11 protein-coding genes and 2 pseudogenes are annotated in these 26,398 nt (G+C 41.5%); all 13 read left to right on the top strand.

Translation table 11 applies throughout. The features are described 5' to 3' along the window. A pseudogene (locus tag ASC42_RS09405) lies at positions 1-688 on the top strand (reverse transcriptase domain-containing protein); the annotation flags it as partial. 228 nt (positions 689-916) lie between these two features. Next, on the top strand, positions 917-1,024 hold the full coding sequence (locus ASC42_RS14270; protein ID WP_221248261.1) for a putative holin-like toxin: 108 nt from the start codon (positions 917-919) through the stop codon (positions 1,022-1,024). Positions 1,025-1,313: 289 nt separating this feature from the next. After that, a complete protein-coding gene (locus ASC42_RS09400) occupies positions 1,314-1,955 on the top strand; it encodes a transposase (protein ID WP_245191176.1) in 642 nt (213 codons plus the stop codon). Next, positions 1,847-2,411, top strand: a pseudogene (locus ASC42_RS14435) (ATP-binding protein); the annotation flags it as partial. The gene ASC42_RS09400 and the pseudogene ASC42_RS14435, both read left to right, overlap by 109 nt. A 69-nt stretch (positions 2,412-2,480) precedes the next feature. Beyond that, positions 2,481-3,383, top strand: a complete 903-nt coding sequence (locus tag ASC42_RS09385; RefSeq protein ID WP_245191174.1) for an RpnC/YadD family protein — start codon at positions 2,481-2,483, stop codon at positions 3,381-3,383. A 214-nt stretch (positions 3,384-3,597) separates the two neighbouring features. Further along, positions 3,598-4,173 (top strand): transposase, encoded by a 576-nt coding sequence (locus ASC42_RS09380; protein WP_055441519.1) that lies wholly within the window; start codon positions 3,598-3,600, stop codon positions 4,171-4,173. A 1-nt stretch (position 4,174) separates the two neighbouring features. Further along, entirely contained in the window at positions 4,175-5,689 is a 1,515-nt protein-coding gene (locus ASC42_RS09375; RefSeq protein WP_055441518.1) for a YifB family Mg chelatase-like AAA ATPase, read from the top strand. Then, positions 5,686-6,162 carry a hypothetical protein gene (locus ASC42_RS09370; RefSeq protein ID WP_245191173.1) on the top strand — a complete coding sequence of 159 codons (477 nt, stop codon included), beginning with the start codon at positions 5,686-5,688 and terminating at the stop codon, positions 6,160-6,162. Before ASC42_RS09375 ends, ASC42_RS09370 begins: the two co-directional genes overlap by 4 nt. Positions 6,163-6,244: 82 nt before the next feature. Continuing rightward, positions 6,245-7,075, top strand: a complete 831-nt coding sequence (locus ASC42_RS09365) for an RpnC/YadD family protein (protein ID WP_055441517.1) — start codon at positions 6,245-6,247, stop codon at positions 7,073-7,075. A 356-nt stretch (positions 7,076-7,431) separates the two neighbouring features. Then, positions 7,432-13,533 carry a pullulanase X25 domain-containing protein gene (locus ASC42_RS09360; RefSeq protein WP_055441516.1) on the top strand — a complete coding sequence of 2,034 codons (6,102 nt, stop codon included), beginning with the start codon at positions 7,432-7,434 and terminating at the stop codon, positions 13,531-13,533. Between the two features lie 158 nt (positions 13,534-13,691). Beyond that, positions 13,692-17,981, top strand: a complete 4,290-nt coding sequence (locus ASC42_RS09355) for a S8 family serine peptidase (RefSeq protein WP_055441515.1) — start codon at positions 13,692-13,694, stop codon at positions 17,979-17,981. Between the two features lie 45 nt (positions 17,982-18,026). After that, complete coding sequence (locus ASC42_RS09350) at positions 18,027-24,533, top strand: S-layer homology domain-containing protein (RefSeq protein WP_055441514.1); 6,507 nt, start codon at positions 18,027-18,029, stop codon at positions 24,531-24,533. Between the two features lie 70 nt (positions 24,534-24,603). Further along, complete coding sequence (locus ASC42_RS09345) at positions 24,604-26,382, top strand: S-layer homology domain-containing protein (RefSeq protein ID WP_055441513.1); 1,779 nt, start codon at positions 24,604-24,606, stop codon at positions 26,380-26,382. Positions 26,383-26,398 lie beyond the last annotated feature (16 nt).

The following is a 26,398-nucleotide window of genomic DNA, read 5'->3' as shown; positions in this document are numbered from 1 at the left end:
TTTGATTCAACAGGCAATTGCCCAAGTATTGTCAAAGATATATGATCCCCTGTTTTCCGAACATAGCTACGGCTTTCGCCCAAATCGAAGCGCCCATGATGCAGTGAGGAAAGCACAAGGATATATCAAAGAAGGATACCGATGGGTTGTAGACATAGATTTGGAAAAGTTCTTTGACCAGGTCAACCACGACAGACTCATGAGCACATTGGCGAAAAGAATCCACGATAAACCGTTATTGAAGCTAATCCGCAAATACCTACAGTCGGGTGTCATGATTCATGGAGTGGTTTCAAGTACAGAGAAAGGGACACCACAAGGTGGACCATTAAGTCCGCTCCTTTCAAACATCGTCCTCGATGAGCTGGATAAAGAATTAGAAAAGAGAGGACATCGATTCGTTCGTTACGCAGACGACTGTAATATTTATGTGAAATCAAAAAGGGCAGGAGAACGGACAATGGCAAGCGTTCAACAATTCATTGAGCGCAAACTCCGCCTGAAAGTGAACATGAAGAAGTCGGCAGTAGCCCGTCCTTGGAAACGAAAGTTCCTTGGGTTTAGCTTCACGGATTCAAAAGAACCAAACGTTCGAATCGCAAAAGAAAGCCTAAAACGAATGAAGAAGAAAATACGAGAAATCACCTCTAGGAAAATGCCGTATCCTATGGAGTATCGGATTCAGAAATGTGGGTAGCGTGCCTGTCACCCGTCGAAGTTTGTCGAAGATTGATAGAGACAGAGAGTCATATGGCTCTCTGTTTCTTTTTCTGCATTTTTGTTGATGTGCTGTGGCATTTTTTGTAGTAGTGGTTGTTGAAATTGCGAGAGTGATAGAAAAATGTTACAATCTCTGTAGCAGCTACATAAGCAGGGTGGGCGGTTGACCACTTCCCCGATGGAGGGAGGTGGGAGTATGACGGCGTATGAAGCATTAAGTCTTATTGCGCAATTCAGCTTAGTGTTCATCGGAATGCTAACATTGACTGTTACCATCGTCGTCTATATAAACAAAAAGAAATAACCGCTCTCCCGCGACCAACGGATGAAGACGGTTACTTCTTTTTGGTAATCTCTAATTCGGTTCGGTCAGCCGCTCTTCTTGCGGCATGTAGTTGCTTGCTGAGCGTTTGCGGCGCTCAGCTTTTTTAGTTTATGAAATATCTGCTTATATTATACAAATGATATCGCTGGTTTGGCAAGTGCGTGCCAGTCACCCGTCGAGAGAGTATCAAAAAATTTTTCTTTTGATGCAGGATTTTCGCTGTTTTTGTCGAAGGGATATGTAAGAAAATTCATGTGAGGTGAAAAGTGTGGGTCGGGCAAGGCGGATATGGGTGCCGCATTTGTTTTACCACATTGTGTGCCGTGGGAATCGGCGTGATCCGTTGTTTAAAGAAGCGAATGGTTTCCGCGCGTTTTTGTATATCCTCGAACAGCTTCACGAAAACATTCCGTTTGAACTCGCTTCGTATTGCCTTATGACGAACCATTTTCATCTTCAACTTCGCTCACAACAACAATCCATTTCCAAAGTCATGGCACTGGTTAACAAACGATACGCTAACTATTACAATACACGTTACGGATTAATCGGTCATGTGTTTGAAAAGCGTTATTTCAGTAAAATCATTGACGATGACGCGGGGATGTTAGAAGTTAGCCGCTATATTCATCTTAGCCCTATCGAGGCGCGTATGGTGCATCTCCCTGAACATTATCGCTGGAGTAGTTTCCATTTTTATCATCAATCTCCCTCATTGCCTCCGTTTATGAACATGGATGTACTCCTTCGATATTTTACTGGAACAATGAATGAAAAAAAGAAAGCATATATCTGTCTTCCGTTGTCGATCCACCTCAAAAAACTCATCGCGATTTTCAACATATCATCGGGCATGACTACGCCAAGTATGCACTTGAAGTTGCCGCTGCAGGAGAACATAACGTGTTGATGATTGGATCACCAGGGTGTGGAAAAAGCCTGTTAGCCGAAACATTTCCAACGATTTTACCGCGCCTTTCCGATGAAGCGCAGTTGGAAGTGCTTAGTTTATACCAACTCGCAGGAGAAACGAAAAATGATTCTTCTCCACCGTTGTCGCCGAGTGGAAGCCGCACGCTTTAAGCAATACGAGCGGTATGGGGAGGAAATCACCAACGGTCGTGTGCCCATTGACGTGCTGCTTGCGAAAAGCCCATTGACGAAAGGACAGCAACAACTGCTTCAACATTGGGCGACTATAAATGACTGGAGCAACCGTGTCCAAACAAAAATTATTCGCCTCGCTCGCACCATTGCCGATTTAACAGAAGCGGAACACATCACCGATGAAGCATTATGGAAGGCGATGGCGTTTCGGAGAATAAAAGAAGGACGGCAAGAAAGGAATATGAAGGGATGGTGTTGATCAAGGTTGGCTGGCTATGTTTATTTCATGAAAAAGTTATAGTAAAATAAAGGGAAAGGAAGTGTAATGATGGGCGAGCAAATGGATATTGCATATAATAACTATGACATCATATTTCGTAACATGACTGCTCAATTTAAAGAAAAAGTTCTTGATTTTTATGGTATTCAGACCGCTCCGATTGTTCGAGTAGAAGCAACAGATTTACCAACGATTGCGGTTAATGATCGAAGAATGGATTTTCTATTTTTGCTTGCAGATGGCACGTATTTGCATCTTGAGTTTCAAACGACGTTTAATGAAGAAGATTTGGATCGATTTCTTCAATATGATGTAAGTGCGTATGAAAGGTATAAAAAGCCGATTAAGACAGTAGTTATTTATGGAGCCGATGTGGAAAAAGTGTTAGAGCAAAAAAGCTACGGTTCTGTTCAATATGAGGCTCAAGCGGTGCTGATGAAAAAATATAATGGCGATGCCATAATTCAACATTTGTGGACGAAAGTCGAGAATGGGGAAGAGCTTACGGATTTAGATGAGCTGCATCTCATTTTTCTTCCATTAATGCGAAGTTCCGTCAATCGTTCCGAACGAGCAATTGAAACAGTAGAAATAGCGAAACGGATCAAAAATGAGGAAAAACAAGTACGTTTATTGGCAACAATTATTGCGGTTTCCGACAAGTTTATTGATAAGGAGTATGTAGAAAAACTAATGGAGGTGTTAAGTATGGCGAGAGTAATTCGAATGGCGGAAGAAAGGGCAAGAATCAATGAAAGCCAGCAGGCAATAAAAAAATATTTAAGCGCAAGATTGGGGTTGGAAAGTAAACCGATGCAACATAAAGTAGACCTTATTACCGATTTGTATTTGTTGCATCATTTGCTAGACGATTTGTATCGAGCGGAGAAGAAAGAAGAAATGGATCATTTAATTGATATTGTATTAGAAAAACAAAAGTATATGGGATAGGGCAGCGTGCCTGTCACGCCCCGAAGATTGTCGAAGGTTGATAGAAACAGGGAGTCATTGAGTGGCTCTCTGTTTCTTTTTTTATCCGCATCAACGAGCATTTGGTTACGTGCCTGTGTACTGTCAGCTGTCGAAGAAAATTTTTTGAACATGCAGGAGTTTCGCTATTTTTGTCGAAGAAATGTGTGGAAATTCTTCAACAGGGGTGAAAGGTGTGGGACGAGCAAGGCGGATATGGGTGCCGCATTTGTTTTACCATATCGTTTGTCGTGGGAATCGGCGTGATCCGTTGTTTAAAGAAACAAATGATTTCCTTGCTTTTTTGCATATCCTCGAACAGCTTCATGACAAAATTCCGTTTGAAATTGCTTCGTATTGCCTCATGACGAATCATTTTCATCTTCAACTTCGCTCGCAACAGGAATCCATTTCTAAAGTGATGGCACTGATTAACAAACGATACGCCAATTATTATAATACTCGTTACGGATTAACCGGTCATGTGTTTGAAAAGCGTTACTTCAGTAAAATCATTGACGATGACGCGGGGATGTTAGAAGTCAGTCGCTATATTCATCTCAACCCTGTCGAGGCGCGTATGGTGCATCTTCCCGAACATTATCGCTGGAGCAGTTTTCAGTTTTATTACCAGACTACCTCCCTTCCTTCATTTATGAACATCGACGCACTTCTTCAATATTTCTCAGGAACCATTGTCGAGAAAAAGAAAAAATATATACAGTTTGTGAAGGCAGATGTTGTGCCAAACGACGTAATCAAGGAGGAATAACATGAAAGTTTGTAGCATCGGTTTGCGTGGGATGGAAGGGTATCGTGTGCAAGTGGAAGTGAAAGAACTGCCGGGAATGCCTTCCGTAGTCATTGTTGGATTGCCGGATACGTCCGTGAAAGAAGCAAAGGAGCGTGTCATTGCAGCGTTGCATGCGTTTGGATGTGATATTATGAATCAAAAACTTGTCATCCATTTGTCGCCGCCCGAGCGAAAAAAACAAAGCCCGACGTTTGATTTAGCAATGGCGATTGGCATTTTACAAGTCAAAGGAAAACTCGAACAACCAATTCCGTCACATATCGCATTTTTAGGCTCATTGTCATTAGACGGAACGATTCAGCCAGTGGATGGCATGTTGCCAGCTATTTTAGCTGCCAAAAAACTCGGCTTTCAACAAGTATATGTCCCATATGACCCCACATTTCCCTTCCAGTACCTGCAGCATATCGACTGTGTTTTTGTTCAAACATTAGATCAAGTGGTGCAATGTTTACAAGGGCAACAAGTGTTATTTTCGATGAATCATCTACTTTCAGCTGTCGATCCACCCCAAAAAACTCATCGTGATTTTGAACATATCATCGGACATGAAGACGCCAAATATGCACTTGAAGTTGCCGCAGCAGGAGAGCATAACGTGTTAATGATTGGACCGCCGGGGTGTGGGAAAAGTTTATTAGCTGAAACGTTTCCGACGATTTTGCCGCGCCTTTCCCATGAGGCACAGCTGGAGGTGCTTAGTTTGTATCAATTAGCTGGAGAAACAAAAAAAGACTCCTCCCCACCGTTTCGTCATCCGCATCATTCAGCATCTTCTGTAGCATTAATTGGTGGAGGAACGCAGCCGAAGCCCGGAGAAGTTTCGCTTGCTCATCGTGGGGTATTATTTCTTGATGAAATGGCAGAGTTTACGAAAAAGACGCTCGACATGCTTCGCCAGCCGTTAGAAACATGCAACGTCACGATTAGCCGCGTTTCGTCGACAGTGACGTATCCAGCACATTTTATTTTGATCGGGGCGATGAACCCATGCCCATGCGGCTATTTCGGTTCGAAAAAGCGCTATTGCATATGCAGTCCGAAACAAATCCACGCCTATCGCCAGCGCATTTCAGGGCCGATTTATGACCGCATCGATATATTGTTATCGTTACAAGCAGTGGATTTGACGCAAAAACACCAACAGCTAGAGCGTTCGGAAACAATTCGTCGCCGCGTGGAAGCCGCACGCTTTAAGCAGTATGAACGGTATGGCGAAGAAATAACAAACGGTCGAGTGCCAATTGGCGTGCTGCTTGCGAAAAGTCCATTGACGAAAAGGCAACAGCAATTGCTTCAACATTGGGCGGCTACGAACGACTGGAGCAACCGCGTCCAAACAAAAATCATTCGCCTCGCTCGCACCATTGCCGACTTAGCAGAAGCGGAAGACATCACAGATGAAGCATTATGGAAAGCGATGGCGTTTCGGAGGATAAAAGAAGGACGTCAAGAAAGGAATATGGGATGTTGAGCGGGCAAACGGATATTGCACATGATAACTATGATATCATATTCCATAATATGACTGCTCAATTTAAAGAAAAGGTTTTGGATTTCTATGGGATTCGGACTGCTCCGATTGTTCAGGTAGAAGCACCAGATTTGCCGACTATTGCGGTTAATGATCGAAGAATGGACTTTCTATTAATGCGAAGTTCCGTCAATCGTTCTGAACGAGCGATTGAAACAGTAGAAATAGCGAAACGGATCAAAAATGGGGAAAAACAAGTACGTTTATTGGCAACGATTATTGCGGTTTCCGACAAGTTTATTGATAAGGAGTATGTAGAAAAACTAATGGAGAGTATGGCGAGAGTGATCCGAATGGCGGAGGAAAGAGCAAGACTCAATGAAAGCCAGCAGACAATAAAAAAATATTTAAGTGCAAGATTAGGGTTGGAAAGTTGGGCTAGATGCCTGTCACGCCCTAGTGAGTTGTGTTAGCTCTCTGTTTTTCTGTTGTCCAAGCAAGATTTTCTCTTATTTGTCGAAAAGGTATGTGACATTCAGAAAGTGAGGTACATATATGGTGGTTGATCATGATCGGTTGTTTAAAGAGCTGATTACGACGTTTTTTGAAGAGTTTCTTCTCCTCTTTTTCCCACATGTGCATGAGCATATCGACTTTTACCATGTGTCGTTTTTGTCGGAGGAATTGTTTACGGATGTGACGGCAGGGGAGAAGTATCGCGTCGATGTGCTGGTTGAGACGAAGTTGAAAGGGGAGGATAGCCTGATTATCGTTCATATCGAGAACCAAAGCTATGTGCAACCATCGTTTCCCGAACGGATGTTTATTTACTTTAGCCGATTGTTTGAAAAATACCGAAAGCAGATGTTGCCGATTGCCTTATTTAGCTACGATTCTCTTCGCAATGAACCTTCATCGTTTACACTACAATTTCCGTTTTTTGATGTGCTTCAGTTTCAATTTTTGGTGGTTGAATTGCGCAAGCAAAACTGGCGTGACTATATTCGTCATGACAACCCAATCGCCGCTGCGCTGTTAAGCAAAATGGGGTATACTGAAAGTGAACGAGTAGAACTGAAAAAGCAGTTTTTACGCATGATTGTACGGATGGAATTAGACGAAGCGAAGCAGCGGTTGTTAATCGGCTTTTTTGAAACATATGTAAAGCTGTCTGAGGAGGAAGAACTGCAATTACGAAATGAGGTGAATGAAATGGAAACGAAAGAAAAACAACAAGTGTTGGAATTAATGATTTCGTATGAGAAAAAAGAGAAACGAAAGATCGCGAAAAAAATGCTAGCGAAAGGGTACGATGTACAAACAATCTACGAATTAACCGAACTTCCGATGGAGGAAATTGAGAAATTGAAGGAGAAGCACTGGTAGCGTGCCTGCCCCCCAAAAAAGAAGTAACCGCTCTCCCACGACCAACGGATGAAGACGGTTACTTCTTTTTGGTAATCTCTAATTCGGTTCGGTCAGCTGCTGGCAAGAGGGATGAGTGTCTCTCGTTATCACGTCCAAATAGGATGTTGATATGGAGTAGTGGAATGTGAAGCAGGTTTACGATCATGGCGAATGAGAGTATTATAAACACACAAAAAATTCAAAAATTTTTATTGAAATTTCTTCTTTTTTTATGTACGATACTTAGTAAGTGGGATCGTTTGTTACCCCCTTACTGTACCCCTTTGTGCAAACGGTTTCACTTATTGAACAATGTAAAGAAGGAGGAAAAGATCGTGGGGAGAAGATGGAGAAAGTATTTTGTTTATTTCTCAATCTTTTTGCTTCTTGCACAGTTGTTTTCATTTAGTGCAATCGTTCGCGCTGATGAAAACGTGCAAAGCCCTGTTGTAAACGGAAACGATGTGACATTCCGTTATGTAGGTACAGGGGAAGAACAGTCTGTGTTATTAGCTGGATCGTTTAACGATTGGCAAACAGATGGAGACAAAAAGATTGCATTAACAAAAGAAAACGACCGCGTTTGGTCTGTAACGAAAACGCTTCCAAACGGAACGTATATGTACAAATTTGTTGTTGATGGAAGATGGATAACGGATCCGTTAAATGCAAATCAAGCTGATGACGGATACGGTGGAAAGAATAGTGTTGTTGTTGTCGGTCAACCAGTTCAACAACACCGGACTGTGACGCTTGTTGGGAACTTGCAGGATGAGTTAGGACATACAGGTGAGTGGGATCCGAAAGCGACTGCTACGACCATGGTGCATGAAGGCGATGGATTGTACACATTCACAGGAACACTTCCTGCAGGCACGTATGAATACAAAATTGCCATAAACGGTAGTTGGGATGAAAACTACGGGGCTGGTGGACGTAGTGGAGACAATATTTCACTTACGTTACAACAAGAAACGGAAGTAACGTTTTATTACCATGATCGTACACATGCGATTGCTGATTCGACATGGTATACACCTATTCCAAAAGAAAAACAGCCGCGGTTAGTCGGCACGATTTTACCTGCGATCGGCTATGAAAAAGAAGTCGATGGTTGGACGCCAGAAACATCCACAGCATTTTTTACAGACGATAATTTCGACTCCATTTACACGTTCTCAGCACGTGTACCAAAAGGAACGTATGAATATAAAGTAGTGTTAGGGAATAACTGGAGTGAGAACTATCCACAAGAAAATGCGAAGTTAAACGTACTCGAAGAAACGATGGTAACATTTTTCTTCGATGCGAAAACCAAATCGGTATATACCGACTACAGCCCAACGGGTTCAGATGGAGCTATACAAAAAGAACGGTTAAAACATAACACGTGGGATCCTTTATATCGCCAACCGTTTGGTGCAGTGAAAGCAGGAGAAAGTGTCACCCTCCGGTTAGCTGCGAAAAAGGGTGATTTGACAAAGGCGAACGTATATGTAAAAAATACAACGACAGGGACAGCGAAGTTATATACAATGAGTAAAGTCGGTGTCATTGGTGACGATGAATATTGGGAAGCAACGTTTACACCAGATGACAAAGGATTGTACGGCTATAAGTTCATCGCGATGGACGGTGCAGCTAAAGCAGAATATGGTGAAGATACGCAAGAAGGTCAATGGGGACGAGCGGTCGATAAAAATGCAGAATTGTTCCAGCTGACCGTGTATGATCCAAACTATAAAACGCCTGATTGGATGAAACATGCGGTTGTATATCAAATTTTCCCTGATCGTTTCTTTAACGGAAATCCAGACAATGACCACGCAAAAACGAACGCGCGTGGGGATGAACCAATCGAACATCGTGAGTGGTCGCAACTTCCTGACAATCCGCGTATGAAAGGCACTCCAGGATATGATGGGGATGGCATTTGGTCAAACGACTTTTTCGGTGGCGATATTGTCGGGGTTGAGCAAAAACTTGATTACTTGCAATCGCTTGGTGTGAACACGATATATTTAAATCCAATCGCACATGCACCGTCAAATCATAAATATGATGCGCATGATTATAAAGAAATCGACCCGATGTTTGGCACGCCTCAAGAATTTCAGTCATTTGTGCAAGCGATTGCATCTCGTGGCATGCACTTAATTTTAGACGGTGTATTCAATCACGTATCAGACGATTCTATTTATTTTGACCGATATGGAAAATATCCAACAGTCGGAGCTTATGAATATTGGTCGGCTGTGTACGATTTAATGAATGAAAAAGGATTATCAGAAGAACAAGCTCGTGCTCAAGTTGAACAAAAGTTCAAAGACGAAAGGCAACAATTTAGTCCGTACGGATTCCATTTATGGTTTAACATTGAAAATGAAAAAGTAAACGGTGTGTATAAGTATCAATCATGGTGGGGATTTGATAGTTTACCAGAATTCAAATCAATTTCTGGGAATAAAGTGCCATACGCCAGTGAGTTAAATAACGAGCAGCTTGCTAACTATATTTTCTATGAAAACGACTCGGTCGCAAAAAGTTGGATTACGCGTGGGGCTTCAGGCTGGCGTTTAGATGTTGCCAATGAAGTAGATACAGAGTTTTGGCGTGAGTTTCGTAAAGAGTTGTTGCAAGGTGACTATGATCGTGGTCCAACGCTTAAAAATGGGGAGCAGCCGTTAATTCTCGGTGAAATTTGGGATGATGCGTCAAAATACTTCCTTGGCGATCAATACGATTCAGTGATGAACTACCGTTTCCGTGGAGCTGTGTTAGACTTTTTACGAAACGGGAAAGCGGAAGATATCGATGCCCGATTAACAGCCATTCGTGAAGATTATCCGAAAGAAGCATTTTATGCGCTCATGAACTTAATTGGTTCACATGATACAGCGCGTGCTGTTTTCTTACTTGGAAATGGAACGGATTCGTATGAACGTGCAGAGCTTGACCCGAATTATAATGAAGAGCTTGGCAAAAAACGATTGAAACTCGCTGCCATTTTACAAATGGGTTATCCAGGAGCACCGACAATTTATTACGGTGACGAAGCGGGAGTAACGGGATCAAAAGACCCAGATGATCGCCGTACGTATCCGTGGGGAAGTGAAGATGAGCAATTAATTGCACATTATCAAAAAGTAGGAGCAATTCGCACAACACATCAAGATGTACTAGCAAAAGGTACAATTGAGACGATATATGCGAAAGGAGACGTATACGTCTTTGCGCGTCAATATGAAAAAGATGTCGCATTGATTGCAATTAACCGTAGCAATAGCGCGCAAACGGTTGAATTGGATGTCGCTTCACTTATTCCAAACAAAACGACGCTCGCAGATGCATTGCATCATTCGTATGACGTGACAGTAACAAATGGAAAAGTAACGTTACAAGTTCCAGCGATGGACGGTCGCATGTTATTTGGAAAAGTAACTGTCGATCTACCGAATGAAGTAACGAGCGTTCAAGCGACGCCGGGCGTTGGTCAAGTGACATTAACGTGGGAAGGCGATGCTTCAGCGTATCGCATTTATCAATCTACATTAAAAGGTGCAGGATATACACTTGTGAAAGAAACGAATGAAAAGACGGTTGTGATTAATGAGTTGAAAAACGGTACAGCATATTATTTTGCGATTACAGCATTAGATGGAAACGGAAATGAATCGGCAAAGGTAGAAACAAATCGTGTTGTACCACATTATCCGTTAACAGAAGATAACATTGAATTACTTTCTGAAGTACATGATGGAGTACTGAATTTAGCTGCTCCAATTGTTATTGAAGCAAGTGCGTACATTAATGATGTAACAAAACATGGATTAGCTGACGGTTTACAAGCTGTTTTGCAGGTAAAGAGACCAAATAGCGACAAATGGGAAAGTGTACAAGCAACATATGATCGTCAAGGTCATGAAGCAAACGTATTCCGTGCGACGTTTATTCCATTACAAGCTGGAACGTATACGTATCGTTACGGTTTTACGACAAACCTTGGCGACGATTGGGTGTATACAAGTGAACGAACATTTACGCTCACAGCAAACACTGAAGATACACAAGCACCTGCAAAAGACATTCAACTTGTGCAACCAGAAGTTGAATCTGGTCAAGTGAATTTAACATGGTCGTTTGTTGACCGTGATAATCATGATGCCTATATGCTTGTCATTGAGCGTGATGGTCAAATCGTTCATACAACAACGGATATCGGCACATCATTTACGGATTATGATGTAGAGAACGGAAAAACATATACGTATGTCGTAAAGTTGTATGACCGTGCTGGAAACTTTGTCGCATCAAATGACGTCCAAATTACACCAAACATCGTGATGGTTCAAGTAACGTTTAAAGTGAAAGCACCAAGCTATACGCCGTTAGATACGCGCATTACGATTCCAAATAGTATCAATGGTTGGAATACAGGTGCATGGGAAATGACGCGCGGTGGGGCGGTCACACCTGATTGGGAGTTTACGACAGAACTTCAAGAGGGAGAAACAATTATTTACAAATACGTAAAAGGTAGCTCATGGGATCAAGAAGGGCTAGCTGATCATACGCGTGACGATCAAACAGATGATGACGTCAGCTATTACGGATATGGTGCGATTGGTACAGATTTAAAAGTCACTGTGCACAATCAAGGCAATAACAAAATGGTCATTCAAGATTACATTTTACGTTGGATTGATATGCCTGTTGTTGTTGAAGATGTTACTAAAGAAGGTGAGCGTGTCACTATAAAAGGAAATGCGATTAAAGATGGTGTGCTAACGATTAATAAAGAACGTGTAACAATTAAAGACGACATGTCATTTACGTACACGTTCACACCAACAACAAATCAAAAAGAAGTAGCCATTCACGTTGAGCCGTCTGAAAGAAGCAAATCGGAAATTTTCAAAAATGACGGTGGTGCTATTGCGAAAAACACAAAAAATTATGTATTACATCTCGACACAAAACAATTACGTGAAGGAGTATTACAAGAAGAAACCACACCAGGCAGTGGTACAACACCAGGCAGTGGTACAACACCAGGCAGTGGCACAACACCGGGCAGCGGCACAACACCAGGCAGTGGCACAACACCAGGCAGCGGTACAACACCGGGCAGCGGTACAACACCGGGCAGCGGTACAACACCAGGCAGTGGCACAACACCGGGTAGCGGTACAACGCCGGGTAGCGGTACAACACCAGTGACGGGTGAGAATGGCACGGTTGTTTTACAACCGAAAGTAGAAGCGAAAGAAAAAGATGGTAAAGTAGTGGAAAAAGTTGCTGCTGTTTCTTCGAACGATATTGCAACAATTGTCAATGAACTTTCAAATGAAAAGAAACAAGTTGTCATTTCAACAGGTTCGCTCGTTAAAGATGTAGCAACAAGAGTAGACGTACCTGCGACGTTGTTTGTTCAAGTAGCCAATAAACAATCCGATGCGACAATTGTTAGTGCGAGTGAACAAGCTGTGTATAAATTGCCGGCAAAAGAAGTGAAGCAAGCAGTAGATCAAGTGGCTAAGCAGCTTGGAGCAACGGTAGATCAAGTGAGCATTTCCATCGAAATGAAAGTAAAAGACGCTCCACAGTTACGTGTGAAAGCGTTATCTGATGCGATCGAGTTTCACGTGGTGGCGAAGGCCAATGGAAAAGAACAAGCTATTGATCGCTTTACTCAATATGTTGAACGCGAAATTGTATTCAAGCAGTCGGTTAACGCAAGTCGTTCCATTGTCGTGCGTGTAAATCGTGATGGCTCTCTCACTCCAGTACCGACAACATTTGTCGGCAACAAGGCAGTTGTAAAATCGTTGACGAACTCGACTTATGTTGTCATTGAAGGTGCACATACATTAAACGACATTGGTCGACATTGGGCAAAAGGATATATCGAAACGTTGGCAGCTAAACAGCTTGTGAAAGGTATGACGGAAACAGCATACCGACCAAATGAACATATGACACGTGCGCAATTTGCGGTCTTGCTTGTACGCGCATTAGCATTGCCAAATGAAGCATACGATGGTCGATTTGTCGATGTGAGAGGAACAGAATGGTTTAACAAAAATGGGGAATTAGCTACAGCAATGAAGTTTGGCATTATTCAAGGAAAAACAGCAAATACGTTTGCGCCGAATGAACCGATTACTCGCGCCCAAGCAACTGTCATGATCGAGCGAGCATTGAACCTGTCGTTGATTGGTTATGATCAAGCAACGAAAGACAAAACGAAAAAAGTGACAGACTTCCGTGATGCAAAACAACTACCAGCATGGGCGAAAGAAGCGATTGAAGTTGTATATCAAGCAGGAATTATGCAAGGAAGAGATAACGGAACATTTGATCCTGCGAGCTATATGACACGTGCGGAAATGGCAAAAGTATTGGCGGAGTTTTTAGGAAAAGTAAAATTGATGTAGATGTAAATGTAAGGAAGGCTTCCGTATAGGAGGCCTTCTGTTTTTGTCGGAAATTGTCGAATTTTTGATAAGGAAATAGAAAAACAAGAATATTATAATATTTTATGTATTTTATAGTTTTATAAGTTTATTTTTCCAAAAAGAAAGGAGAGGAAAAAGTGAAGTGGAAAAAGCCTTTTAGTGTCATGACGACAACGGTGTTCATGGCGAGTATGTTCGCTGGAAGTGCTTGGGCAAATGAATCGTCCCATTCATCAACATCGGTTGTCTCTTCTTCTAGTAAATTGCAACGAGAAATTGTGCAAAAAAAGCTAGAAAAGCAATTGAAAAAGCTTCCCCAAAAAGTAGAGTGGAAGGAAACAGACCATGTACGTGTTGTTGTTGAGGTGGAAGGAAAAACGCCACTTCAATATGCAACAGAGCAAGGCAAGCTGTATAAAGATCTATCAGAACAAACGCGAGAGCAACTTGAAAAACAAGCAGAACAAAAGCAAAAAGAAGCATTGCAACAAATCCAACAATCAGGCGTTGATGTCGATGTCGAACAATCGTTTACAACGGTTGTAAACGGATTTAGTACAGAAGTGCAATATGGTGATATTGAAAAAATTCAAAGTTTGCCATCGGTCAAAGCTGTTCATCTTGTCAACGCATATGAGCGACCGCAACCGATGCCCAATATGAAAACAAGTCATCAGTTTATTCAGTCACAAGCAACGTGGGCAGACGCACACCTACGTGGCGAAGGTACTGTCATTGCGATTATTGACACAGGTATTGATCCATCCCATCAAGATATGAAATTAAGTGAAACAACGGAAGAAGCGTTAACAAAAGATGAAGTTGAACAAATTGCTAGTGAACATCACCTCCCAGGAAAATACTTCACAGAAAAAGTACCGTACGGATACAACTACTTCGATAAAACAGATGAAATTCGCGATCTCGGTCCAGCAGCTTCTATGCACGGTATGCACGTAGCTGGCACAGCTGCGGCAAACGGTCAAATTTCCGGTGTCGCTCCAGAAGCGCAAGTGCTAGCAATGAAAGTGTTTAGTAACGATCCGATGTATACATATACATATGACGATGTATATGTAGCAGCAATTGATGATGCGATTAAATTAGGTGCAGACGTTATTAACATGAGTTTAGGAAGTGCAGCTGAGTTTTATAATGAGCAAGATATGGCAAGTGAAGCGATTACACGTGCAACAGAAAACGGTATTGTTGTATCAGTATCAGCAGGCAACTCAGGTCATTTCGCTTATGGATTTAGCAATCCACTCGCTGAAAACCCTGATATCGGAACCGTTGGTGCTCCGGGGTTAGCAGCAAATGCCCTTCAAGTTGCTGCTACAGGCAATGAGAGATATTTATACGAGACGTTCGTGAATGTTGGAGATAATCGATTCGTAGGTTACGGGGCAGATAACTGGGTGGAAGTATTTGGGGATGATCCAGTTGAGTTAGTTTCCCTTGGCGGTGCGTATGGTTTTGCAGAAGATTATGAAGGAATGGATGTAAAAGGAAAAGTTGTTCTTGTTAAACGTGGTGCAATTTCTTTCTATGAAAAAACAATGAATGCGAAGAAAGCAGGAGCTATTGGAATTATTGTTTACAATAATGGCAACCCGAACTTTTACAAAGACCAAGGTGGATGGGATCTCATTCCATTTATGAAGATCGAAACAGAAGATGGGCAAGCATTAGAGCAGCTGATTGCTCATGCTGATGGTTCGCTTCAGGTCAATTTTGTAATCAAAGATCAAACAGAAGATCCAGAAATGGGACGGATGACAGACTTTACGTCATGGGGAACGACGCCAAGTTTACAGTTGAAGCCTGAAATTTCTGCGCCAGGTGGAAACATTTATTCAACGCTTCAAAATAATAAATATGGATATATGAGTGGAACATCGATGGCAGCGCCACATGTGGCAGGTGGTGCAGCGCTTGTCATGCAACATCTAAAAGAAAAATTTCCGAATATGGGAACAAAAGAGCGAGCAAAATTAGCTAAAATTTTACTAATGAACACGGCAAATATTATTACAGATCAACAAGGTTACCCATTCTCGCCACGACGTCAGGGTGCTGGAATGATGCAAACGTATGCAGCAGTCACGACGCCAGTATACGTCGTCAATACATCAACGGGTGAAGCGAAAGTTGAACTTGGTGATTTTACTGAAAAGTCGATTAAAATGACGTTTACGGCGTACAACATGTCAGATGAAGAAGTCACATACGACGTGAAGGCGAATGTGTTAACGGATCTTGTGAATGGAAAATATAATGCTTTAGCTGCACGCCATATAGAAGGTGCGGTCATTACAAAAGAATACGATCGCATTACAGTGCCAGCGAACGATCAAAAACGATTTTCTATCAAAATTGATTTATCAAATGCGAAAATACCAACAACTGATGGGGCGAAAGATCTTCATGAAAACATTTTCGTCGAAGGCTTCGTGCAGTTGAAAAACGAAAATAATCCAGACTTAACGATTCCATATGTCGGTTTTTACGGTCATTGGGATGAGCCAAATATTTTTGATGGTATTGCAGATCTAGGCGAGTCATCGTTTTACGGATGGTCAACGATGATGGATGAAACGACATCATTTTTAATGCCAAATGAAGAAGGCAAGTACGCATTTTCACCAAACGGCGATGGATTTATGGATTACATTCAGCCACTGCCAACATTTTTACGCAATGCAAAAGAAGTGCAATACAACATTTTAAAAGATGGGAAACAACTTCGCCGTATTAAATCTGAAAACAACGTACGGAAAAATTTCTTTGATGCAGGTTATGAACCACCATTCTCTTATATGGACGGTCGCCTATGGGATGGAACAGTGAAATTTCATGTTGTTCCAGATGGGGAATATGCATATGAGTTAAAAGCAGTTATTGATTATCCAAATGCGCGCTGGCAGTCAAAGAAAATACCGGTCATTGTGGATACTTTAGCACCGACTTTATCAGTTGATTATGATGAAGAAACAAATACCATTTCATGGGAAGCTATTGAAACTGGTGCGGGCATCGCCGGCTACGATGTGTTTGTCAACGGCGATTCGATTACAGGTGAAACATTGTTATCAAAAGAAGAAACAAGTGTAGAGCTTCCACAAGTGTACACGAACGCAGAGGTAACTGTAGCTGCGGTTGACTATGCTGGAAATGTTAGTTTTGCTTCAAAGGTTATAGCAGATGAAGAAGCGCCAGTTATTTCGCTATTCTCACCGGAGCCACTTAGTGCATATGGATCAAAAGATGTACACGTATTTGGATCTATTAGTGACGTATCAAACGTTCAAGTTACTGTGAATGGAAAGAAAGTGAAAGTAAGTAACGACCCGATGATCGGAAAATATTTCTCTACGGTTGTGTCATTTGAAAGTGATGGTGTGAAAGACATTCAAGTAACAGCAACCGATGAAAAAGGTCAATCGATTACAATTAATCGCACAGTTTTTGTTGATTCCACACCAGGAGAAATTGAATTTGTAGAGCGTGTGCCGAAGTATGTGACTCATGATGTGGACAAGTTTAAATTGCAAGTGAAATTAAAGGATAATTATCGTCATATGCAATTTTATGTCGATGATGACTTTGCCTATGGGGTAAATTTTGAAAGCCCATTTGTCATGAAAGATTATGAACATACGTATACGCAAGAGCTACAGCTAGAAGACGGGCTCAATACATTCGTGCTCACATTAAAAGATCTCGGTGGTCATGTGACACAAAAAGTTGTATCGATTTATCGTCTAGCAGAAGGAGAACAACCACCGAAAGTAGAGATTACAGACACATATGTACAACCAAACCAATTTGTTAGCACAAACCGTCCAGCATGGCTAAGTGCGTATGCAAACGAAGAAGTAACATGGAAAGTAAAAGTGAAAGATCCACTCGGAAAAGAAGAACAACTTCCAGAACAAGTAGGACAACAGTACTCTTACTCTTATCAAGTTGCACAAGATGCGATGAACGGAACATATACTGTGACGTTTGAAGCGTACGATGCAGAAGGTAAGCTCGTTGATTCGGAAGTCAATACGTTCGTTGTGTACAACTACGAAACGCTAATTGAATCGGTAAAAGTATTAAATGAAAACGGTGAAGAACAAACATCGTTTAATCAATCTGGTTCTGCTTATGTCATGGCGCGCGTTCAAAACTTAGAATATGCACCAGTCAAGCCGCTCGTCATTTTACAAGTGCTTGATGCAAATCGCCGAGTTGTTGGACGTGCTTTCTTGACAATCGATCAACTTGATCCACAACGAACAAATGGTCTCGGTATGCAATTGCCGCTTTCATCTCTTGCCAAAGGGACATATACAGTAGAAGCGTTCGTTTGGTCAGGATGGGATCAAAAAGCAATGGCTGAAGCGAACAAAGATCGAGTTCAATTTCGAGTGGAATAAGGAGGGGGGCTCCCCCTCCCCACTAAAATAAGGAGGAATGTCGCAGTGAGGAAAGCGTTATATACGCTATTAGCAGTCTTACTTATTTTCTCGTCCTTTGCCCCTTCTATTGCGGTATATGCGCAAGAGGAGAAGAAAACGATTCAAATTGAACTGCCCGAAGGATATAAAGCAGTATGGGAGGCAGATGGTTGGTTAGTCGGTTATAAAGAAGGAGATACTTATTATTCTTCTTGGGAATGGCTGAATGGCGAGCGAGATCAGGCGAATTTAGTTATTCCTGTTGACAAACTAAAACCAGGTTTAACGTATGAACTAAGTTTCTCTATCGATATGAAAAATGAACAAAATGAATATGCCGTATATGCAGATACAAGAAAATTGACATATGAACAACTAAAGGCACTAATCAATGGAGAAACGTTATCTTTGCCAACTGACCTCGTACCAGTTCAGGTGACGGGAGAAGACACCCCGATCACTAAAGAGGCTTCGGCTGAGTATTACTTATCAACAACATATGGGGATTTTACAGTTTATGCATATGACGCTAAAAGAAAAGTATTCGTTCGTCCACAAAAGATGACTGTGAGTTATCGGGGATTTGATAATGAAAATAATGGTTATGTTGTATACAAACAATTTGAAGTAAATGAAGAACACCGGGTATTGTCATTTGAGGATGCGTTTCATAATGTTTCAAAAATTGAAATAGATAGTGATAAAAAATTAACGTCGTTTGTGTTTATGCGTGAAAAACAATATAGCGCTGCGCACGTTCATTTGAATGAAGGAAATATTTCTAATGTGTATGTTACATCTAATAAGTATAGATATGCTGTTTTCAGTATGGTTGATGATGGAGGATACACATATAACCTATCACCTATCAATCTTGACTTTACAACACCTCGTACACTATCGGTTGCCGGTCAACCTGCAATAGAAAGCACAGATGTATCTTACTGGAAAGATAGTTTGAATGGTACGTCTATTTCTTTGAACACCGATTTGCGTCAAGGGGACTTTAAGTTAAGGAAAATTCAAAAGAAAACTGATGGCGTGTATAAGAATATTGAGCCATCTATTCGTGTTGTCAATGAACAAGGGCAGGAAATCGAATTTGAGAAGAAGTATGTTACGGTCGATTATGTTTATATCCAAGCGCCTAATTTACCGAATGGAACATATATCGTATACTATGATTTAAATCTTCCAGATGGAAATCATGTGTACTGGAAAAAGAAGTTTACTATATCGGATGGAACGACACAACCTGTTCCAGAAAAAGAAGTTCATATTCAAACCGATCAAACGATATATTCACCAAATAGTGAAGTGAAGTTTAACGGTTACGTACGTAAAAATGGCCAAGCTGGCTACGGGATGAAGCCGACGTTAAAAGTCACATCCCCAACAAATGATGTTGTATATACGTATCAATGGAACGATGCAGATATTCAACCCGATGGTTCGATCACCACATCGTTTACATTAAATCAAGCAGTTACAGGTGTATACCAAGTTGAATTAGTGACAGGAACAGGTGAGAGAGCGTATACTTCGTTTACGGTTTCTGAAAATACCGCACCAGTTATCGTTTACCCAAAAGATGGGTCAATGGTTGGTGGTAGTAATAAAGTGTATGTTCAAGGATACGCCAAGGCAAATGTCGATTTAACTGTGGAGGCGAAACAAGGGGAAACAGTTATTACATCTACAAAAACGAAATCGAATGCAACAGGTCATTTTTCTACTGAACTAGTACTTGCAGATGGAACGTATTCTTTAATTGTATCAGACGGTGAACACTCATCTAAACCTGTGACAGTTACAGTTGATACGACACCGCCAGCAAAGCCTGAAGTGACGATCAAAGAAGAAAATAACGAACTCGTTGTAAGTTGGAATGAAGATAAAGACGTTGCTTACTATAATGTCTTGCTTCAAGTGAATGGCGGGGAGTGGCAAACACTGAAGTCTGGCTTGAATCGTCAAGAGTATCGTTATTCACCTCTGTTGCCAAATACGACATATCGTTTTAAAGTCGTTGCCGTCGACCAAATCGGAAATAGTAGTGATACGATCGCTGAATGGAAAACGGAAGAATTTATTGCGACGACATTGCAAGTTCAAACAGAACAAGGTTATTTAAAAATTGGCAAGAACATGAATATTGAGTTATATGGTTCATATAAAGAAGGTTACAAAGCAACAGCGGTTATATATTATGATTGGAAACAAAAAGAAGTTGATTTAACGTACAATGCGGAACGAAAAGCATACGTTGGAGCGTTTCCGATTGAAGAAGGCATGAAGTTTGTTGATAAAATTGTTGCGTTTATTACAGACGGAAAAGGACAAAAAACGAACGAATTAACAGAAAAAGTTGGAAAGTACGTTGGGGCAACGGTTGAAGGGAACGTACGTACAAACGGTGAGCCGTTAACAAAGGGAAAAGTACAAATCGGTGCATACACAGCGGCTATTCAATCCGATGGTACGTTTACGCTTGAAGGGTTGCCAAAAGGGTTTTACAGTATCGGTATTTACGACGGAAAAGAATGGAATTACGCTGTTTCAACGATTCAATTACATTACGGACAAAAAGAGCAAGTAACCATTCATTTACCACAAGAAGTGCGCATTCATTTTGTTGATCAAAATGGAAAGGCAGTATCTGATCGTTTATATGTTGACATGTATAACGATCGAGTATGGATTAGCGGATACATTAATCAAAAAGGGCAGTTCGTTTCTTGGGATGATCGTGCCTTAAAACGTGTACCAGCTGGGGAGTATAAATTGACCGTGTACGGAAATGGGTTGTACGAAACGTTGAAAACACAGGTCACGATTCATCCAGAAAAAAATTATGTAAAAGAACAGATTGTACTCACATTAAACAAAAAAGAAATCGAAGTCGTTGATGTCACGCTAACGTTTAAAGATAAAGATGGAAATGTCATTACAGAACCGGATGCATATTTTTATTTATACCAATATGACGTATATCGCACATCGCATTACGATCTCGGTTTTTATCATTCGACATACCCGGTTACATATAACGAAGATGGAAGTGTAACAGTTCCAAATGTCGTTGTTGCAGATGGTTATTCGTTATATACAAGTGTACCTGGGTATATTGCAAAAGAACAAAAAGTAGATATTACAAAAGATCAGCATGATATGACAATTACGCTGGATAGAGCGCTTACAGTGACAGGAAAAATTGCTGATTACGACAAAATGACAAATGTGTGGATGTATGCATATACGGATAGCAGCTATGGCTACGTATCATTTGCACAGGATGGTACATTTACAATTAAAGGATTAAACACAAATGAAAAAATCACATATGTCGTCTCAGCAACCGATTATGTCGAAAAGAGAGAGACTGTTGCTGGAGCAAGTGAAGGTGACACGCTTGATCTCGGTACCATTACGTTAGAAAAAGCAAAGTACATTGATGGACGTGTGTACGAAGGGGCTAAGCCACTCAAACATGTGTATGTATATGTATACGATAAAGATGGACAATATGCAGGTTGGGCGCGTACCGATAAAGATGGCTATTTCAAAGTTCGCGGCTTACAACCTGGTATGTACAAACTTGAAGCATGGTATAACGGAAAGACGCTTGAACAAGAAGTTGATATTCAAAGCGAATCACAAACCGTCACGCTTACATTTACAAAAGGAACCGGAAGTTTTGTAGGTGAAGGAAATCGTTTCGTTGCGTCTGTTGACACGGTCGTACCAGGCAAAACAATTGATTATAAGCTCACGTATCGGAATAACGGTACTGCAGAAGAAGAGAACGTTCCTGTCACATTTACTTTGCCGAGTCATGTGGAGCTTGTCAGCAACTCACTCGTTGTAAACGGACAGCAAGCGACGTTAACGGACGGTAAAGTGACCATTCCTAAAGTAAAAGCTGGCGAATCAGGATCTATTACTTTCCAAGTAAAAGTGAAAGATAGTGCGGATGATTTCGTTCGTGCTATCGCAAAAGTTGGAAATGGAGATGAATTATCAGCGACAACGAGTGTCTTGTTTGTTACGTTACAAGCACCAGCACAAACAGCAGACAAACAAATCAAAGTATACGGAAAAGCAAAGCCAAACGCAGTCGTTGAAGTATATGCAGATGGGAAAAAACTAATCGAAACAAAAGTAGAAGGCCGTTGGTGGTTCGCGACTGTGAATTTACCGATCACGAAAGAAAAAGAAACGTTCCAGTTATATGCGGTTGTAAAAGAGAATGGTCAGCAGCACATGTCTGACGTTTCCACTGTTCAATACGATGCATCTGTTCCAAAAGTGGAAAAGGCCGAAGTATTTGCGGGATGGAACGGAACGGTATCGCTCAATCCTTATACCGGTGTCGCTTCATTTGCGGTTGTTGAGAAAACACCACTCGACACGAAAATTGTGTTTAGTGACGAAGTCGATGAGGCGTGGATTGAGTTTTTAGGTGAGCAGTACAAAATGGAAAAAGAAAGTGATGGAAAAACATTCACGTTTGATGGTTCAAAGCTCGGTGCTTGGAGCTCGTACGGTGAACAAATGTTACAGCTCATTTTTAAAGTCAAGGGGCAAGAAATCCGTCTCCCACTAATGCAAATTATTGTGCTTATTGACCCATCAGGCTATGTGTTTGAAGGTAGCATGGACAACCGTTTAGAAGGTGTAATAGCGGAAGTTCAACAGCTACAAGGTGATGAGTGGGTGAAATGGAATGCCGAACTTTACGGTCAGGTGAACCCGCAAGTGACAGATGAAAATGGACGATATGGTTGGGATGTCATCAATGGTAAATGGCGTGTTGTTTTCTCAAAAGAAGGTTATGAGACGTATACGTCGCGCATTGTGAACGTTCCGCCAGCAGAAACACAATTGAACGTGCCACTTGTTCGTCAAAGCAATCCGCGCGTAGAGACAGCAACGCCTGCAACAAATGCGGAAAACGTAGATACGAACACAAGCATACACGTTACATTTGATCGCCTAATGGACAAAGCGTCTATTGAACAATATGTGAGCGTATATGAAGTGAACAACGGACAAAAAACAAAAGTATCCGGTACGTTCATATATGATCGCATCTTTAACGGCTACAAATCGGATGAAAGTAAAAAGGATGATAGTTTATTAGATGGCAAGGGTGAAAGTGGTTGGTTTATTGTAGATGAAACGAAAAAACTCGTTCAATCATTTACTTTTAAACCAAATGTACCATTCAAACATAGTACGACATATGAAGTAGTAATCAACTCACAAGTAAAAGATTATGCTGGCAAGTCGATGACTGATTACACGTATACCTTCGTAACGAAGCAACAGTCAGTAAGTCCAACACCAACTCCAGGAGGAGGCTCAGGAGGGGCGCCAAGTCCAGCGCCAACACCTGCTCCATCGACTGATGTTGGTAAAGAAGTGATCCAAAATGGCGAGAAGACGGTCGAACTATCTACAGAGCGTGTGTTAGAAATGGCGAAAAACGTTGACACAGTAAACATTGTCGTGGAGCGTAAACAAGGAGAGCAAAGCGTTCATACACTTAGCGTACAAGTATCAAAACAGTTGGCTGAAGCGTTGGTAGCGAGCGGGAAGTCTATGTCGATCGAGATGAACGGAGCTACTATCGTTTTAGCTAAAGATGTATTGAAATCATTTACGAAAGCGGATGTAAAACTATCCGTAAGTGTCAAAGATGTGAAGCAGGAGACGGAAGGCAAAGTCATTGCACCTGTATATGAACTGTCAGCTAAAACATTAGATGGCCAACATATAATAGGTGAGGAGCCTATTAAAGTCGCATTTAACGTCACATCTACGCCTGTTGATGCTCGGAAAGCGGCTGTATATCGCCTTAACGGTCAGTCTTATGAATACGTTGGCGGTGTATACGACAAGTCGAAAAAACAATTGGTTGTTTCACTCCACGCATTCGGCACGTTTGTTTTGTTAGAACAAAGTAAAACGTTTAACGATGTGACAAGCCGATTAGCTTGGGCTAAGGATGAGATTGAAGTCCTTGCTTCTCGCTCAATTATTCAAGGTATGGCAAAAGATCGGTTCGAGCCGAACAAAGCGATCACGCGCGCTCAATTCGCAGTATTGCTTGCACGTGCATTGCAGTTGCCAACGTCCACATATAAAGGTGTGTTTACAGATGTTTCATCACAGATGGCATGGGCTGCGCCATACATTGAAGCAGCATACCGTGCTGGCATTGTGCAAGGAAGTAATGGAGCCTTTAAACCGAATGATGTCATTACACGTGAACAAATGGCAGCGATGCTTGTTCGTGCACTTGCGTACAAAAATCAACATATAAAAGGCAATGAGACCATTACGTTTGCTGATGAATCAACGATTGCACCGTATGCACGTGAACATGTTCAATTAGCCGCATCTTTACAATTAATTCGCGGTACGGTTGTTAACGGCAAACTTGTATTTAAGCCAAAAGCGAATGCAACGCGTGCAGAATCGGCTGTTATGTTGTATCGCTTACTTCAACAAACGGGAGAGTTTTAATGAATGGAGAATGGCTTCTGTCAAACAGGCAGCAAGCCATTCTTCTGTGATAATCAAGGGAGGATTATGAATGAAAAAAGGAATAGCAACTTTATTATGTTTGTTGCTTATCTTTTCTTCTTTTCCTGCGTGGGCAGCCGGGGTTACTGTGTCAACGGATAAATCTGCTTATGTACGTGGAGAGAAGGTCAATATTGCTGGAAATGTACAAGGAAAAGGAACGAAGCCAACGTTAACTGTGCGAGGTCCTAATCAATCGATTGAGTACACATATCAATGGAATGATAATGAGATTAGTAATGATGGCACAGTGCAGACGTTTTTTACACTAAAAGACAATGCGGCGTATGGGAAATATACCGTCACTTTAAAAGCAAGTAGTGGGGAAGCAACAACAGTATTTGTCGTTGAAGAACCGAAAAAAGAAAAAGTCATTGAATTGACTGCAGAATTAAACGCTTCTTCTTATGTTGAGGGGGACACAGTCACCGTTTCAGGCATAGTAAAAGAAGATGGAAAAGCACTGAGTACAAGTGTGCAAGTGACATGGACGAAAAACGGAACAACATTAAAGCAAGAAAACGTTTTTTCGAATAGTAATGGTCAATATACGCATACATTTCGTGTCATTGAAACAGGTTCTTATATGGTTAAAGTCGAGGCTTTAGGGAAAGCGATAGAAAAAAGTTTTTCTGTTTCAGCAGCACCAACACCGAGTCCGACGCCATCACCAAGTCCAGCACCGTCACCAAGTCCGAGTCCAGCGCCAACGCCTAAACCGTCTCCACAACCTGTTCCATCAAAAGGAGAGCAAGTAGATGAGGCGGTACGTCAGCAACTACAATCATCTGTACCAACTGTGACGGTTCAAGTGGAAAAACAAGCGACGGTTTCTGCAGCAATAGTTGAGGAAATCGTCAAAGCGAATAAGCCGTTAGCTATTCAAGCAAGTGGTGCAACGGTAGCGCTTTCGCCAGCTGTTTTACAATCGTTCGATGTGCGTGCAAATGTGACGGTTACAGTCACACCTGTGCAAAAAAGTGAAGCATACCGTGCATATGATTTTTCTATTCAAGTAGATGGAAAAAAATATGATCATTTATTTGACAAGCCAGTTGAAATCCGTATGAATGTTGGTAAACAAGTAAAAAATGCTGATTATACAGCGGCATATTATTGGAATGAAAACGCGAAGCAATGGGAGTATGTTGGTGGGGCTTTAAAAGGAGAAGAATGGATCGTCTCTGTATCTCATTTTTCTACATATGCGGTCATCGAGCAATTTAAAACATTTGCAGATGTGAAGACGCATTGGGCGAAAATGTATATTGAGTCACTAGCATCGCGTATGGTTCTTAAAGGAATGAAAGAAAATGAATTTGTTCCAAATGGAAGTGTGACACGCGCGGAGTTTGCTGTGTTATTGGCAAGAGCATTACATTTACCAAAGACATCCTATAAAGGAACATTTACAGATGTGAGCGAAAAATTGAAATGGGCAGTTGCTGAAATTGAAGCAGCCAGTGCAGCTGGTATTATTCGTGGAAATGGAGGAAAGTTTGATCCGTATGCTCCAATTACACGTGAACAAATGGCAACGATGATCGTCCGTGCGATTCAATATAAAAATGAGAAAATTTTAGAAGAAGGAAAAGCGAGAAATGTATCATTTTCTGATGCTTTAACCATTGCATCTTATGCTCGCGAGGACGTACAATTAGCTGCACAACTACAGATCATCGACGGAAAAATGCAAAACGGTCAACGAGTGTTCGATCCAAAAGGAAAAGCGACACGAGCGCAAGCGGCCAAAATGCTATATGAAATGCTTCGATTGTTACACAAGTAAAAGGATGTCCGGTTCG

Source organism: Anoxybacillus suryakundensis (assembly GCF_001418025.1).
GTDB classification, from domain to species: domain Bacteria; phylum Bacillota; class Bacilli; order Bacillales; family Anoxybacillaceae; genus Anoxybacillus; species Anoxybacillus tengchongensis.
Note: the sequence above shows the minus strand (reverse complement) of the source record. Positions and strands in the feature narration are given on the sequence as shown.

What these genes read in the sequence shown, in the direction of transcription:
- ASC42_RS14270 (WP_221248261.1), top strand. Translation starts at nt 917, where the DNA reads ATGACGGCGTATGAAGCATTAAGTCTTATTGCGCAATTCAGCTTAGTG.
- ASC42_RS09385 (WP_245191174.1), top strand. Translation starts at nt 2,481, where the DNA reads ATGGGCGAGCAAATGGATATTGCATATAATAACTATGACATCATATTT.
- ASC42_RS09375 (WP_055441518.1), top strand. Translation starts at nt 4,175, where the DNA reads ATGAAAGTTTGTAGCATCGGTTTGCGTGGGATGGAAGGGTATCGTGTG.
- ASC42_RS09365 (WP_055441517.1), top strand. Translation starts at nt 6,245, where the DNA reads ATGGTGGTTGATCATGATCGGTTGTTTAAAGAGCTGATTACGACGTTT.
- ASC42_RS09345 (WP_055441513.1), top strand. Translation starts at nt 24,604, where the DNA reads ATGAAAAAAGGAATAGCAACTTTATTATGTTTGTTGCTTATCTTTTCT.